The sequence below is a fragment of the Ornithinibacillus salinisoli genome, assembly GCF_042684965.1.
GTDB lineage: Bacteria > Bacillota > Bacilli > Bacillales > Amphibacillaceae > Ornithinibacillus > Ornithinibacillus salinisoli.
The window spans coordinates 1-14038 of record NZ_JBHUMI010000020.1 but is presented as its reverse complement, the minus strand read 5'-3'; the positions used below and the strand labels follow the sequence as shown (position 1 = coordinate 14038).

Sequence of the window (14038 nt, the reverse complement as noted above, 5' to 3'; positions counted from 1 at the left end):
ACGTTTACTATTCGCTTTCGTTGATCATTTTCCTGCAAAAAAGCAAAAAAAAAGACACCTTCATGATCAAGGTATCTATACTTCAGGCGGGAAATATTCTCTAACCTGAGAGAAAGTATTTGCAGCAAATATCTTTTTACCATATTCCTCTAAGAAATATACCGTAACATCAGAGTCATCTGCAAACTCCAAAACTCTACTAATGATATCCTCTTGTTTACTTTCATCAGCATCTTCATTCGAGAATTCCATATATAAATAATATTTATTATTAAACGAGTATAACGCTTCCTCAATGCTACCTGTCTCTTCTTGAAAGGAGTGACTTAATTGTATAACATCTTCAAAATCCTGGAAGCTAACGATAATCCATAAATTAGAGTCATCTTCTTCATCTACAGAGTCTTCATCGGTAATACTTTTACCGAACTTTTCTTCTAACAGATTTTCAACTTTTTCATCAACAGGAATATCAATTGTATTTCCGTCATCAATTGGAAGCTCTAGATTTTCTCCATTTTTGGATAATTGAGCTTTCGTTACAATTATTTCTAACCCTTTATCTAATGCTTGAACTTGAATCCATAATGGACCTTCCACTTGAAAATCTTCTTTATAATTTAATTCATCCATCATTTGCCAAAATAATTGCTCGCTACGTTCACGGTTATACCAAATTTCTTCTCTCTGAAAACCACGATCTTCAATGTCCCCATAAGAAATATAAAATTTAACCGTATTTTCATTAATTCTCTCTATTTCCATATCTGCACTTCTCTCCCTTCATTTGTTGTTAGGTCGAAGAGGCTCATCTTCATCTATCCTGTAATCACGGTGTGATTATTATTCTTATTTATAATTGTATGATAGCATATTGCTTTTTGAAAATTAATATGCCTATAAATTGAAACACATTTTAGTGGTGAGGATTCCAACGCCACTAACATTTAGTTGAACCAATCAAAACTTTCTGGTTGTTGCTCCACGCATACTATCTACTTTTTAAGTAGTACGGTGTTTCTTACTACCAGTTACCTGCGAGTTAATACAATTATTTAAAGTTTAATTTTAACTTATTTAAGTCATTTTGTCATCAAAAAAGAGAAATAAAAGCGTAGACCTACAGAATGTGATCTACGCTTTTCATTTTTATTATGTTTGTATGTTGGTACAAATCATTAGTTAACCAATCGTTGGGCTTCGCGTAATTGAAATGTACGTACTGTCCGTGGTAAAAATCTACGGATCTCATCTTCGTTATATCCAACTTGCAGACGCTTTTCATCAAGAATAATTGGTCTTCTTAATAGTCCAGGGTTATTCTGAATTAGATTAAATAATTCTTTTAAAGGTAGCTGTTCAATGTTGACGTCTAATTTTTGGAATACCTTTGAGCGTGTTGATATAATCTCATCCGTTCCATCTTCAGTCATTCGTAATATTTCCTTTATCTCATCCAATGTTAAGGGATCGGAAAATATATTTCGCTCTTTGAATGGAATATCATGCTCTTCCAACCATGCTTTTGCTTTCCTGCAAGATGTACAACTTGGTGAGGTATAAAGTGTAACCATGAAACTTCACTCCTCAATCTAATGTTTATCATCATTTCATAAACATTTATTACTTATTAAATTAAAATAAGTTTAAATAACCTCTATGTATAAGTATACTATAATTGTCAAGCAAAAGGTAGAGGATTTCCAAGAAAAATTGGTTATTTTCTAGATGTTCACAAAATGTTTGCATTTAATTGTAACATACCCTAAATCCTTCTCAATTAAACATTTATTTGAAAAAATATTAGAAGTTTATAACCTGCCTCCCCACCTTCTTGTCCTTCACCCTATTCCTCTCATTTGTATCCGCTTACATGTTATGAAATCTAACATTACTCGCATTCACTTCTTGAAATAATTCAAATAATTCTCTAAAAACACTTGATTTTTCCTTGTTTTAATTTTATGATAATTTATATTACTTAATATGTTAGGTAATCTAACATAAAGAAAGGATGAGTTTTTAGTGAAGAAGATTGAAGCAATTATTCGCCCAGAAAAGTTTCAAACACTTCGAGACGAACTTTCTTCTGTCGGTATTGGTGGATTGACCATTACAGAAGCCGCAGGGACCGGGAAACAAAAAGGGCAAACAGGTGTTTTCAGAGGAAATACATTCCAAATACAACTACTTCCAAAATTAAAAGTGGAGATGGTTGTGGATGATAATCAGGTGGATGGAATTGTAGATATTATCATTGATAGCTGTAGAACGGGAAATATCGGAGACGGTAAAATCTTTATCCATCCGATTGAAGAAATTATACGTATCCGTACGAAAGAACGTGGAGCCGAAGCAGTTCTATAACTGCTATTAAATAAGGTAACTAACAAAGGAGGAATTAGATTGCTTAGGAAAAGCTTATTATTATTTACGATCGTGTTTTTAGTTGCATCACCGGTTTATGCAGCACCAACGGTAGAGTCACTTGAGTTATCTGTGAATCTTGTATGGGTAATGCTTGGGGCATTTTTAGTATTTTTTATGCATGCAGGATTTGCCATGGTGGAATCTGGTTTTACACGCTCTAAAAACGCTTTAAATATTCTTATGAAAAATTTTATTACAATCAGTGTCGCAGCAATTTTATTTTATGTTGTAGGCTATGGGCTCATGTTTGGTACTTCTGGTGGTTCACTTATAGGAGTTGACGGTTTTCTATTAAGTGGTGTGGAAGATATCGGATTCTTTGTCTTCCAAGCTATGTTTGTCGCAACATGTGCAACAATAATGTCTGGTGCTGTTGCTGAACGAATTAAATTAGGTAGCTATGTGTTGATTGTTGCAGCGATGACTGCAGTTATTTACCCAGTTGTCGGTCACTGGATCTGGCAAGGAGATGGATGGTTAACGTCATTAGGTTTTAGTGACTTTGCTGGCTCAACAGTTGTCCATTTAACCGGCGCAGTTGGAGCATTTATGGTTGTATTAATTCTTGGACCTCGTCTTGGAAAATATAAAGCTAATAAAGTAAATGTCATTCCCGGTCATAATATCCCACTTGGAGCGCTTGGAGTCTTTATTCTTTGGCTTGGTTGGTTTGGATTTAATGGAGGAAGCTCACTAGCCGCAGATCCCGAATTAGTTCCCATGGTAATTGGCACCACGCTATTATCCACCTCCGCAGCGCTTGTTGCATCTGTTGCATATACAAAGCTACGCTTTAAACGAGTGGATGCCTCCCTATCTCTGAACGGAGTACTTGCTGGTTTAGTAGGGATAACAGCAGGATGTGCAGAAATTTCTTTAGGAGGATCTATTGCTGTCGGACTTATTTCTGGCGTGCTTTTAGTTGAAGGTATTCGCTTCCTTGATGTTAAATGTAGAGTGGATGACCCAGTTGGCGCAATTGCTGTCCATGGAATTTGTGGTATTTGGGGAACCATTGCAATCGGTTTCTTCTCAACTAATTCTGGACTATTTTATGGTTTTGGACCAGCACAATTAGGGATACAAGCAATTGGAGTACTTGCTGTCATCGCCTGGGTTGCGGTAACTGTTGGCGGATTTACTTACGTTCTTAACCTTATTTCACCAATCCGTGTATCTGAAGAAGAGGAAATAGCAGGTCTTGATTTTGCAGAACACGGTTCAAATGCATATGACTTTAAAGATACATTACTAACTAATGATGATACAGATGCCTCAACAGGTCTTGCATTGGCCGATCGACTCAATAATATATCGGTTGGTAAAAACGTAAATACGGAATAATAATGAAAAACGAAGCCTTTAAATTAAAGGCTTCGTTTATTTCATTACATATTTTTCGTTGCATTTAAATTCCCTAAAATATCTTCTGATTCACGATCTTCATCATATGTTAACACTTCGTCAACCGGTTGATATGCTTGACCATATAGTTCTTCATCTTTGTATGTGTGAATATTCTCATACATCTTTCTCATTTGTTCATAAATCATTTCTTCTGATTCATCACTCGGTGACCAGTACAAAATTTCCATAGGGTTTTCTTCATTTGTAGCTAATGAGCGGCGGTTATAACCGATGGATTGCGCGTGGGTAAAACCTTCTCGTTTATAAAAGTGAAGCCGCTTTGCTGTATCCGTATCATCATAATCAACCGGCTCAACTTCTAAAATAATCGGTTTATTTTTCTTCTTTAACTTTTCAATTAGTTGATGACCTATTCCCTGACCTCTTGCTTCAGAGGATACCCAAACATAATCAATAAAGATAAACGTATCAAACTCTGCATACATCATGACATGCATCGGGGTTTCATCTTTGTGGTATACATCCGCTTTCTCCTTTAAAAGCAGCTCCATATGCTCTTTTGATTTCATTTCTTCTACAGGGAAGTATTCCTTAAGTTTTTCATACCAGTTTTTCATTGATCTACTCCTTTTTTGTAGTTCAGCTACTGCGCTACCCAGGGCGCTTTCGCTTTTGATCGTAGTCCCGTTTAATTATAAGTCATTGTTCAGTTTTTGTTAAATTAGCTTTTGCTATGCATTGTAAACGTATTCTCCGTATAACCTAAGAAAAGCGGAACTATGTTTAACAGTTCCGCTTTTTTAAGCTATTATGGGGTATAATCAACATTTTCTGTATAGGTGTTTCCTGCGTTCCAAATTAAATACTCATTAATGCCATTATCTTGGAGAGCTTTAATTTGTGCTTCCACTTCTGCTTTTCCATATTGCTGTGGAGCTACACCAGTACCTGAGTAGATCCATGGTGCTTCAAAATCTTGAATCCAAGGACGGGATACAGGTTTATTTTCAAGTGCACCTAGTACCTCATTTTCTACTTTTGCATACTCGTCTGTTAATCGGTAAGGTTCTTTATCTGGTATCGGAATGTCAAAATAATTATTCGTCCAATGACTCGGATAAATCATAGAAGAAATAACATCTACATTTGACGATATCTTAGAGAAATTTTGACCAATACCAGGTGCTTCTTCTATCGTTGCAGAATAACCGAAAATATCTACTGAAACATCAATATCATATGGCTCTAATTCTTTCTTGGCAAATGCGACAAAATCAGTTACTGCTTCAACGCGTCGCTTCACATTATCCAAATCAGAATCTGCATAATCTCCCATTGAATAATCTAGAGTTTCATCACGCAGTTCAAATCCTTCAGGAAAACGGACATAATCAAATTGTATTTCTTGAAATCCCATTTCTGCAGCCATTTTAGCTATTTCCACATTATATTCCCAAACTTCCTTTTGGAACGGACTAACAAAAGCCTCTTCACGACCATTAATCCATACTTCTCCATTTTCTGTAAAGGATAAGTCAGGTCTTTTTTTGGCAAGCGCAGTATCTTTAAACACTACTACTCTGGCAATTGGATATATCTCATTATCTTCTAAAATATTCATCATATTTTCCGTGTCATGAATATAATTTTGACCAATGTCTTCAAACGGAGAACCCTCTTCTGGTTTAAAAGTTAAATAGCCATGATCGTCCTTAATGTCAATGACCATTGCATTAAGATCGGAATTTCCAATTAAATCTAATAACGAATCAAAACGACTGCCACCTGCAGAATGTCCAGTAACATATACTCCTCTAACTGCATCAGGGTATTCAAACTGATATCCAGAATCAAATGTGAATCGTTTGTGATGTTTCTCAGCATCAATTGGTTGAACACTTGTTTGGCGATCTTGATGTAATTTACTCATTTTCTCTTCTTCTCCACTACTTTTTTCCGGAATTACAAACGGCAAGGCAATAATAATTAGGAGAATACTTACGAAGGATATTATTTTCAGTTGTTTAAGTTTCATACTATCAATCTCCTATTCTCGTATTTGATGCCAAGTTACTAGACAAACTTTAGCACACTCTTTGAATCTATTATAAAACACTACAGAGAATATATAAATGGAAAATGATAGAATTTGTCGATTTTTTTAGCATATTGTCAGTTAATATTTATGTTTTAAAAATAAAAATACCGTCTGTACAATCCAGACGGTATAAAAGAAGCAAATTAAAGTTCATTAAATATATAAGCAACTTCATCGTTTTTATGAACAACTTCCATTTCATACTGTTCCAATAACCAGGAATCTTCTTCATTAAAATAAAACGTAATTCCTTCTACCTCTGTGGAAATTTTTATATTCCCTACATTCCCATACGATATCCCAATAAAATAATTTGGATGGGCGGTAGGTATTCCACCATATATTTTCAAGAAAAACTGAACATGATCTCCACGCTCAAGATCCATTTCATCTATAAACCATTGTGCTGCTTCGGTACTTACTTTTAAAGTCATCGTAACACCTCTTCATTGGAAGCTATTTGTTAATTCCAAGTCTACGTACTCTAAGTACATTGTGCAAGTTATATGGGACGCAGGCCTGACCCCTCTTATCTTTTCTCACCCTTTATTGTATAATAAGCTTCAATAAATCATTTTGTTTTGTTATGACGATTTTGATACATATTTCATTACAAGGAGAGGAGATTCATTATGTTGAGTGTTTTGGATTTAAAGAAAATGAAAGCGAATAATGAAAGGATTAGTATGGTAACTGCATACGACTATCCATCAGCAAAGCAGGCTGAACAAGCCGGACTGGATATGATTCTAGTTGGTGATTCATTAGGAATGGTAGTACTTGGTTATGAGTCAACTGTAGAGGTAAAGGTGGAAGACATGATCCATCACGGAAAAGCAGTGAGACGCGGTGCACCAAATACATTTACAGTAGTCGATATGCCATTTATGTCTTATCATATTTCCTTAGAAGATTCATTGCGTAATGCTGCGAAGATTTTTCAGGAGACAAATGCCCAAAGCTTAAAGGTTGAAGGTGCATCTGAAGAGATTTTACATTTTATCAAACGGTTAACTGAATCTGGTATCCCGGTTGTTGCACATTTAGGTTTAACTCCACAATCCGTAAATGTATTAGGTGGCTATAAGGTTCAGGGTAAAGATAAAGCTGCAGCACGAAAGCTTCTAGAAGATGCCAAGAAAGTTGTTGAGAATGGGGCTGTTGCACTCGTATTAGAATGTGTTCCAAAAGAACTCGCCGAGGTGATAACGGAATCAATCAATATCCCAACAATTGGCATCGGCGCAGGCTCAGAATGTGATGGACAAGTGCTCGTTTACCACGATATTATGAAATATGGTGTGGATCGCCTTCCGAAGTTTGTTAAATCGTATGCGGATTTTAATAACTTGGGAATTGAAGCGCTAAAAGCGTATAATTCTGATGTAAAACAGAAAAGTTTTCCGACAGAAAGCCATTCATTTTTTATAAAAAGTAATGATATATTACCCGATAGTAAATAAGGTGGATAAATAGATGAAGGTTATACGATCGATTGATAATATGAAACAAACAGTAAGAGATTACCAGAACGAGAAGAAACAGATCGGTTTCGTTCCTACCATGGGATTTCTTCATGCTGGACATTTACAACTAATGAAGGAAGCAAAAAAAGAAAATGATGTAGTCGTTGCTAGTATATTCGTAAATCCTTTACAGTTCGGTCCGAATGAAGACTTTGAGAAGTATCCAAGAGATGAACAAAAAGATTCACTCCTTGCCGAAAATGTAGGTGTTGATGTATTATTTATACCGACAGCTGATGAAATGTATCCAAATCCCATGCTCATTCAAATGGCACTAAAAGAACGGGTTGATGTTTTATGTGGTCGTTCCCGTCCCGGTCACTTTGATGGGGTGCTTACAGTAGTAACGAAATTATTTCATATTATTCATCCAGATAAAGCATATTTTGGCTTAAAAGATGCACAGCAGGTTGCTGTTATTGATGCATTAATCCGTGATCTGAATTTTCCGATAGAATTAGTTGGATTACCGACAATTAGAGAAGTAGACGGATTAGCGAAAAGTAGTCGTAATGTCAATCTAACGGAGCAAGAAAGAAAAGAAGCTACTTGGATTTATCAAGGATTACAAACAGGACAACAACTTATTCGTAATGGGGAACAAAATCCAACGAAAATTATTAACGGAGTTACCAAAACACTGGAACAAAAAGTATCTGGAAAAATTGATTATGTTGAGTTACTAAGCTACCCGTCACTTGAGCCTGTGACATCAATTAATCAACAAGTTATTCTCGCCACTGCTGTATACTTTAAGCAGGCTAGATTAATCGACAATTTACTACTAGATGAAAACGGGAAAATTATTACCCGCTACAATTAGGAGGAAAAATCTATGTTTCGTACTATGATGAAAAGTAAAATTCATCGTGCACGTGTGACAGAAGCAAATTTAAATTATGTTGGCAGTGTGACCATCGATCAGGACATTTTGGATAAGGTAAATATCCTAGCCCATGAAAAGGTACAAATTGTCAATAATAACAATGGAGCACGGTTGGAAACATATGTGATTCTCGGTGAAAGAGGATCTGGTGTTGTATGTTTAAATGGAGCTGCTGCAAGACTCGTGCAAAAAGATGATGTTGTTATTATTGTTTCTTATGCACTTATTTCAAATGAAGAGTTAGAATCTCATAAACCAATCGTGGCAATCATGAATGAAAAGAATGAAATAACCGAACTAATGGAACAAGAGCCACCATTAACCGCAGTAAAATCCTAGCATACCCGTTTAAAAGTCTGATCCTATAAGGGAATCAGACTTTTTTGTCCTAGCTTAACGAACCATTTTCGCATAACTATTTTCAACGACTTTAATTAAATTAAATATCATTTCATTATATGGAGTAGCGATATCATGCGTACTTCCCTCTGCCATGACCGCACCATTGATCGCTTCAATCTCTGTTTTTCGCTCATGAAGAATATCTGCCAGCATCGAGGATGTATTCATTCCAATCTCTTCTTCCCCTAACCGTATACATTCAGTAACAGGATCTTCAAACAATAACGGAATTCCTTTCGCACCTGCTATCTGTACAGTCTCGTTAACTAGTTTTTCCACGATCTGTTTTCCTTCTTGTGTGACAATTGCATCCCCATTCTTCAGTCTCGTAATAGCAGTCAAGCCGTTATATGCTATATTGATGAGTAATTTACTCCAAATAATGGACTGCACATTATCCGACACCTGTGTTTCCAGTCCACTTTTAGTGAAGATGGATGCAATCCTACCCAGCAGATCATTTGCTCTATCGGATTCTACCGCTCCAATATACGTGCTTCCCCACGCACGATGTAAAATTGCACCAGGTTCTGCAACACTTGCTCCCGCCCATGTTCCACCTACAAAGACTTCACTATTCGGAGCTAACTCCTTAATCTTTTCCAAATTTCCAACCCCATTTTGCAAGGTTAAAATTGGTGTTTCATAATGTATCGACGGTAACACTTTTTCAAGTACAGTTTCAGTCGCAAACGTTTTAACCAAAACGAGGATAAGATCATACTTGTCTACAAATTCAGTAGGATTGGATATAATAGGAATCTGTACACTTACGTTTTCCCCTTCTTTATCTATTATCTTCAATCCATCTTTTTGTATTGCTTGAACATGGTTGTTTTCCCGATTGAATAACGTCACATCAACGCCATTTTGTTTTAGTTTTCCAGCAAACAAGCTCCCCATCGCTCCAGAGCCTAGGATTAATATTCTCATTTAAATAAACTCCTTTCATACCGTTTAGAATTAAATTCAGTTTACCATGTTTTCAATTGGAACGAGGTACGATTATATAAGGAATTTTAGGTGAAAATATTTTTTCATCTTTACGAATTAATCAAGTGGCTCTCATCTTATCTTCTGAGAAATGTAAACATTCATGTAAAATATTCTATCTTTGCCTTAGGAAAATACTGATGAATATACTTTCCTAAAGTATCTTTGATATCTTCTTGCTCTTCTGTTGTATATACATACTTACCAATACCATACCTTCCCCATTTCCACTTCCGTCTCGACTCATCTAATTCAAGCTTAGTCATTGGATAATTTTCTTGAATAACGCGCTTTGCTGGTCTAGTAAATCGGTGCTGAATCATTTCAAAAGTAAGATTTTCTTTCGCAAATTCTGGTAATGAAGCCTCTAACTTTTCAAACATTTCATAGTAGCCACTTTTCCAACCTTCATGTAAATAAATTGGAGCAATAATGAATCCTAAAGGGTAGCCTGCTTCAGCAACTTTGATAGCTGCATTGATCCGTTCATTTAGCCTTGAGGTTCCTGGTTCAAAATATTTAATAATATAATTGTTGTTAATACTAAATCGAAATCGTGTCCTGCCATTGTGTTCTGCATCCAGAAGGTGATCAACATGCTCAAATTTAGTCACGAAACGTAGCTTACCATATTTGCTTCTGCCAAAGAACTCAATTGCTTTTTTTAGTGTGTGTGTTAAATGGTCCACCCCTACAATGTCAGAGGTACAAGAAGCTTCAAATCTTGTAAATTCGGGAGCACGCTCTTGCATATATGCTTCTGCGGCGTCGAAGATTTCATCTGTATTTACATAGGTACGTATATACGGTTTACTCCCCATAGTTGTTTGCAGATAGCAATAATGACAATGCCCCATACAGCCTGTTGCAAAAGGGATTGCGTACTCCGCTGAAGGTTTCGATGTATCAAATTTCAACGATTTACGAATACCAATAACTAGTGTTGATTTCGCATTCCGATACTTTTGAAAATGATTCTCCCCTGGTAAATTTCTAATTTGGTTATGTGAAGTAGTTTCTCTTATTTCAATACCCAAATTATCAAATTTGTTAATAAGTTCTTTTCCAAGTGGATACTCTAACGCACGGGGTTCTACATAAATCAATTGGGGTACGAAGGGTTTAACCATAGAAACCACCTTCCTCAGGCGAACCAAATGCTTCATAAAATACTTGTTCTGCTTCCGACTCTGTTTTAAAAACAGCAAACTCATCTGTGAAGGGAAAATAATTCTCATGTGCAAAAAGTGCTAGTTCAGTGGGATTTTCTGGATTTTTTACTACAGCTGCTTGCTGAACTTGAGCTACATCCTGAGCATGGGGATTGCGAATAATAATATATACTACATCACCCGGTGTAAATGTTTGATTAATATCCATTATTTCACCTAATTCCTAATAATTTTCCCTTCTATTATGCCGCTGTTTCATTAAATTATGTCGATATCCAGGTATGAATAAATCTTTAAAGTAGAAGATAAATATGACTAATTCTTATATGAGGTGTTGTTATGTAATTTCTTTGAGAGGGAATGATTCCAACAGTTAGGAACAGTGCTATAAACAATTTGCCCTTCATAACATCACTGGATTGATAATCGAATTAGGGTTAGCTCATGTTGAGTGAGGAGCAATGATTTAGTCGATAAATGCTAAGTTCATTGTAAACAAATCCTCTTAACAACTTTATTGGAGGTGAAAAAATATGGAAACATTAAAACGTATAGCTCTAGCACTTGTTATCATTGGTGCCATAAACTGGGGACTAATTGGATTTTTCCAGTTCGACTTAGTTGCAGCAATTTTTGGTGGGCAGGATAGTGCACTATCAAGATTTGTATATGCACTTGTCGGATTGAGTGGTTTATATTGTATAACATTATTATTTGAACCAATGGAGGAAAAAAATACTACAAGAGATCATTCTCAAACTGGAAGGTTAAATTATGGTACTGAGTTTGGAGAAGAAACAGATTTATCAAATCTAAATAATCTCGAACAAGAAACGCATAATAAAAATGAGTAACAAGGTTAGAGACAAAAGCCATACATTTTGTATGGCTTTAACTTTTTAGATTTATAAAACAGGAAACAACTAATTCTATATAGCACGACACTCGCACTCATCGTATTAAATACATTATCTCTCATTAGCGGTCCATAATTTTACAACATACATCATGTTGTGGATAACCGTATTATCGTTTGCTTGATTTAAATATCCTCATTATAAACAAAGCAGAAGAAACCCTAATACACATATTATCATAGTTTAAGAAGAGATGGTTTTGGTGATAGATATGTGTAGTATGAAGGAAAAGTTTAAATTATCAATACTGATAAATAGAGTAAAGTAGGTCTGAGATTAAATAATCCTAGTTATATTGTTTTAGAAATAAGAACAGTACTAATAAGTTTAATGAACAAAAAAGCGTTGCACCAAATAATGAAATTAAGATGGTAAACGAACTTGAGATCGGCTTACAATTTTTCTTTAGATATAAAAGCTATTTTCACTTGCACTTCAAAACAATGAGGTATATAATAATACAAAATAAATATCAATAGCAATGATAAAGTTAAGTACATTTACTTTTTGGCAGCAATAAGAGAACTTGTGATTGGTGTAAACAAGTGCAGGAGTAAATTGAAATTGGGCTTTGGAGTTATGAATGTCTTTTTTAAAATGAAGTGATCTCAATACAACTGACGAGATAATAAGGGTGGCACCGCGGTTCATTCGTCCCTTCTCATGAAGGAATGAATGGGCTTTTTTTATTTCATTAAAATTTTTGAAGGAGTGAATGGAACTATGAAAACAATTTTTTCCGGGATTCAACCAAGTGGAACATTAACAATTGGAAACTATTTGGGGGCTATTCAACAGTTTGTGAAATTACAGGATGATGAAGATTGCTATTTCTGTATAGTTGATGAACATGCTATCACTGTACCACAGGATCGATTGAAATTACGTCAGAATATCCGTTCCCTTGCAGCATTGTATCTAGCATCTGGAATTGATCCCAAAAAATCAACGCTGTTTGTTCAATCGGAAGTACCTGCGCATACCCAATTAGGTTGGATGCTACAATCACTCAGCTACATGGGTGAATTAGAACGTATGACACAGTTTAAGGATAAATCAGAAGGAAAAGAAGCCGTTTCTTCTGCTCTTTTCACCTATCCGTCTTTAATGGCCGCTGACATTCTTTTATACAATACAGACCTTGTACCTGTTGGCGAGGATCAAAAACAACATTTGGAATTATCACGTGACCTGGCACAACGATTCAATAACAGATTCAACGATATTTTCACTATACCAGAGGTCAGCATCCCTAAAGTAGGTGCACGTATTATGTCCTTACAAGAGCCAACAAAGAAAATGAGTAAATCCGATGAAAATGAAAAAGGATTTATTTCTATGTTGGATACACCAAAGAAAATTGAGAAGAAAATTAAAAGTGCTGTTACTGACTCTGAAGGTGTTGTAAAATACGATAAAGAAAATAAACCTGGCGTTTCAAACTTGCTTAACATTTATGCAAGCTGTGCTGGTGAGTCAATCGAATCTATTAAAGATAAGTATGCTGAGAAAGGCTACGGTGAATTCAAACAAGGTGTTGCTGATGCCGTGATTAGTGTGCTGAAGCCAATTCAGGATCGCTATAATGAGTTAATTAACTCTGAATTACTAGATGAAATACTAGATGAAGGTGCCGAAAAAGCATCATTCACAGCTAATAAAACATTAGCAAAAGCAAAAAAAGCGATGGGCTTGGGGCGCGTAAAGAAAAAAAATCAGTAAGAATAAAGCACTTTTAGTAGGGCGTTCTTGTTTGGGAATGCCCTTCTTGTTACTCTGCCTAGGTAAGAGCCGTACGCTCTCCTACCAGTTTAGTTTACATTCTAGATAGAAAAAGTTATTCTACTTTGCATGTCCTTATTATGCTCTTCAACATCACCAATCTTAACTACCTCATCTTTTACTAGTTTTATTGAGTATTTTAAATAACCTTCTGTTTTGACTTTAGTTTCCAAGTCAAATCCACTTCCGTTAAATAAAATAGATTCATATTCATATCCTTGTTGGTCCAAGACTGCCATCACCTTCTTAGTTGCTGATAAAAATTCTTCCTTTGTTTGGTCGGTTGAATCTAGTTGAACAAAAAACTCCACCGGTTTATCCAAAGCTAGATTTTTACGGCTCTATAATATTTGTTGGGGTTCAGATAAAATTCTGAAAAAAAATACACGCAAGCCCAAACATTCTTTATACTTGAATTGACTAGAAACAAGAAAAAAGAATGGGGATGCGTGTACTATGGATTT

General features: G+C 35.6%; 16 protein-coding genes and 1 other annotated feature. Of the genes, 7 read left to right on the top strand and 9 right to left on the bottom strand.

What is annotated here, in order from left to right; all coding sequences use genetic code 11:
- Positions 1–75: 75 nt before the first annotated feature.
- Together mecA and spxA are read right to left on the bottom strand one after the other, a co-directional pair.
- Positions 76–765, bottom strand: a complete 690-nt coding sequence (gene mecA / locus ACFSTA_RS16840) for an adaptor protein MecA (protein WP_377557997.1) — start codon at positions 763–765, stop codon at positions 76–78.
- A 413-nt stretch (positions 766–1178) separates the two neighbouring features.
- On the bottom strand, positions 1179–1574 hold the full coding sequence (gene spxA / locus ACFSTA_RS16835) for a transcriptional regulator SpxA (protein ID WP_377557996.1): 396 nt from the start codon (positions 1572–1574) through the stop codon (positions 1179–1181).
- Positions 1575–2025: 451 nt separating this feature from the next.
- Between spxA and ACFSTA_RS16830 the strand changes: the two genes are divergently transcribed.
- Both ACFSTA_RS16830 and ACFSTA_RS16825 read left to right on the top strand, forming a co-directional pair.
- Positions 2026–2367, top strand: coding sequence for a P-II family nitrogen regulator (locus ACFSTA_RS16830; RefSeq protein ID WP_377557995.1), 342 nt, complete (start codon positions 2026–2028; stop codon positions 2365–2367).
- A gap of 39 nt (positions 2368–2406) precedes the next feature.
- A complete protein-coding gene (locus ACFSTA_RS16825) occupies positions 2407–3774 on the top strand; it encodes an ammonium transporter (RefSeq protein ID WP_377557994.1) in 1368 nt (455 codons plus the stop codon).
- A 44-nt stretch (positions 3775–3818) separates the two neighbouring features.
- Here the strand turns inward: ACFSTA_RS16825 and ACFSTA_RS16820 are convergent, their stop codons facing one another.
- The 3 genes from ACFSTA_RS16820 to ACFSTA_RS16810 form a co-directional block, all read right to left on the bottom strand.
- On the bottom strand, positions 3819–4415 hold the full coding sequence (locus ACFSTA_RS16820; RefSeq protein WP_377557993.1) for a GNAT family N-acetyltransferase: 597 nt from the start codon (positions 4413–4415) through the stop codon (positions 3819–3821).
- A gap of 191 nt (positions 4416–4606) precedes the next feature.
- Entirely contained in the window at positions 4607–5833 is a 1227-nt protein-coding gene (locus ACFSTA_RS16815; protein WP_377557992.1) for a putative glycoside hydrolase, read from the bottom strand.
- A 206-nt stretch (positions 5834–6039) separates the two neighbouring features.
- On the bottom strand, positions 6040–6330 hold the full coding sequence (locus ACFSTA_RS16810; protein ID WP_377557991.1) for a HesB/YadR/YfhF family protein: 291 nt from the start codon (positions 6328–6330) through the stop codon (positions 6040–6042).
- A 198-nt stretch (positions 6331–6528) separates the two neighbouring features.
- Between ACFSTA_RS16810 and panB the strand changes: the two genes are divergently transcribed.
- Genes panB through panD form a run of 3 tightly spaced genes read left to right on the top strand, consistent with a single transcriptional unit; the run spans position 6529 to position 8647 of the window.
- A complete protein-coding gene (panB, locus tag ACFSTA_RS16805; RefSeq protein WP_377557990.1) occupies positions 6529–7359 on the top strand; it encodes a 3-methyl-2-oxobutanoate hydroxymethyltransferase in 831 nt (276 codons plus the stop codon).
- Between the two features lie 13 nt (positions 7360–7372).
- Complete coding sequence (gene panC, locus ACFSTA_RS16800) at positions 7373–8245, top strand: pantoate--beta-alanine ligase (protein ID WP_377557989.1); 873 nt, start codon at positions 7373–7375, stop codon at positions 8243–8245.
- A 12-nt stretch (positions 8246–8257) separates the two neighbouring features.
- The gene (panD, locus tag ACFSTA_RS16795; protein ID WP_377557988.1) at positions 8258–8647 is read left to right on the top strand and encodes an aspartate 1-decarboxylase; all 390 of its coding nucleotides are present in this window, start codon (positions 8258–8260) and stop codon (positions 8645–8647) included.
- A gap of 54 nt (positions 8648–8701) precedes the next feature.
- Here panD and ACFSTA_RS16790 read toward each other — a convergent pair whose 3' ends face one another.
- The 3 genes from ACFSTA_RS16790 to ACFSTA_RS16780 form a co-directional block, all read right to left on the bottom strand.
- A complete protein-coding gene (locus tag ACFSTA_RS16790) occupies positions 8702–9643 on the bottom strand; it encodes a ketopantoate reductase family protein (RefSeq protein ID WP_377557987.1) in 942 nt (313 codons plus the stop codon).
- 161 nt (positions 9644–9804) lie between these two features.
- A complete protein-coding gene (splB, locus tag ACFSTA_RS16785) occupies positions 9805–10833 on the bottom strand; it encodes a spore photoproduct lyase (protein ID WP_377557986.1) in 1029 nt (342 codons plus the stop codon).
- On the bottom strand, positions 10826–11083 hold the full coding sequence (locus ACFSTA_RS16780) for a transcriptional regulator SplA domain-containing protein (RefSeq protein WP_377557985.1): 258 nt from the start codon (positions 11081–11083) through the stop codon (positions 10826–10828). The genes splB and ACFSTA_RS16780 overlap by 8 nt, the downstream gene beginning before the upstream one ends.
- A gap of 325 nt (positions 11084–11408) precedes the next feature.
- On the opposite strand from ACFSTA_RS16780, the gene ACFSTA_RS16775 reads away from it, so the two are divergent.
- Together ACFSTA_RS16775 and trpS are read left to right on the top strand one after the other, a co-directional pair.
- Positions 11409–11729 (top strand): DUF378 domain-containing protein, encoded by a 321-nt coding sequence (locus tag ACFSTA_RS16775; protein WP_377557984.1) that lies wholly within the window; start codon positions 11409–11411, stop codon positions 11727–11729.
- 535 nt (positions 11730–12264) lie between these two features.
- Positions 12265–12454 (top strand) — a binding site (T-box leader).
- A 61-nt stretch (positions 12455–12515) separates the two neighbouring features.
- Positions 12516–13514: a tryptophan--tRNA ligase gene (trpS, locus tag ACFSTA_RS16770; protein ID WP_377557983.1), complete on the top strand. Its 999-nt coding sequence runs from the start codon at positions 12516–12518 to the stop codon at positions 13512–13514.
- Between the two features lie 101 nt (positions 13515–13615).
- On the opposite strand, the gene ACFSTA_RS16765 is transcribed toward trpS, so the two are convergent.
- On the bottom strand, positions 13616–13897 hold the full coding sequence (locus ACFSTA_RS16765) for a hypothetical protein (protein ID WP_377559081.1): 282 nt from the start codon (positions 13895–13897) through the stop codon (positions 13616–13618).
- Between the last annotated feature and the right edge of the window lie 141 nt (positions 13898–14038).

Excerpts from the sequence above, each read along its gene's own strand:
- mecA (WP_377557997.1), bottom strand. The coding sequence starts at position 765 with ATGGAAATAGAGAGAATTAATGAAAATACGGTTAAATTTTATATTTCT.
- spxA (WP_377557996.1), bottom strand. The coding sequence starts at position 1,574 with ATGGTTACACTTTATACCTCACCAAGTTGTACATCTTGCAGGAAAGCA.
- ACFSTA_RS16820 (WP_377557993.1), bottom strand. The coding sequence starts at position 4,415 with ATGAAAAACTGGTATGAAAAACTTAAGGAATACTTCCCTGTAGAAGAA.
- ACFSTA_RS16815 (WP_377557992.1), bottom strand. The coding sequence starts at position 5,833 with ATGAAACTTAAACAACTGAAAATAATATCCTTCGTAAGTATTCTCCTA.
- ACFSTA_RS16810 (WP_377557991.1), bottom strand. The coding sequence starts at position 6,330 with ATGACTTTAAAAGTAAGTACCGAAGCAGCACAATGGTTTATAGATGAA.
- panB (WP_377557990.1), top strand. The coding sequence starts at position 6,529 with ATGTTGAGTGTTTTGGATTTAAAGAAAATGAAAGCGAATAATGAAAGG.
- panC (WP_377557989.1), top strand. The coding sequence starts at position 7,373 with ATGAAGGTTATACGATCGATTGATAATATGAAACAAACAGTAAGAGAT.
- panD (WP_377557988.1), top strand. The coding sequence starts at position 8,258 with ATGTTTCGTACTATGATGAAAAGTAAAATTCATCGTGCACGTGTGACA.
- ACFSTA_RS16790 (WP_377557987.1), bottom strand. The coding sequence starts at position 9,643 with ATGAGAATATTAATCCTAGGCTCTGGAGCGATGGGGAGCTTGTTTGCT.
- splB (WP_377557986.1), bottom strand. The coding sequence starts at position 10,833 with ATGGTTAAACCCTTCGTACCCCAATTGATTTATGTAGAACCCCGTGCG.
- ACFSTA_RS16780 (WP_377557985.1), bottom strand. The coding sequence starts at position 11,083 with ATGGATATTAATCAAACATTTACACCGGGTGATGTAGTATATATTATT.
- ACFSTA_RS16775 (WP_377557984.1), top strand. The coding sequence starts at position 11,409 with ATGGAAACATTAAAACGTATAGCTCTAGCACTTGTTATCATTGGTGCC.
- trpS (WP_377557983.1), top strand. The coding sequence starts at position 12,516 with ATGAAAACAATTTTTTCCGGGATTCAACCAAGTGGAACATTAACAATT.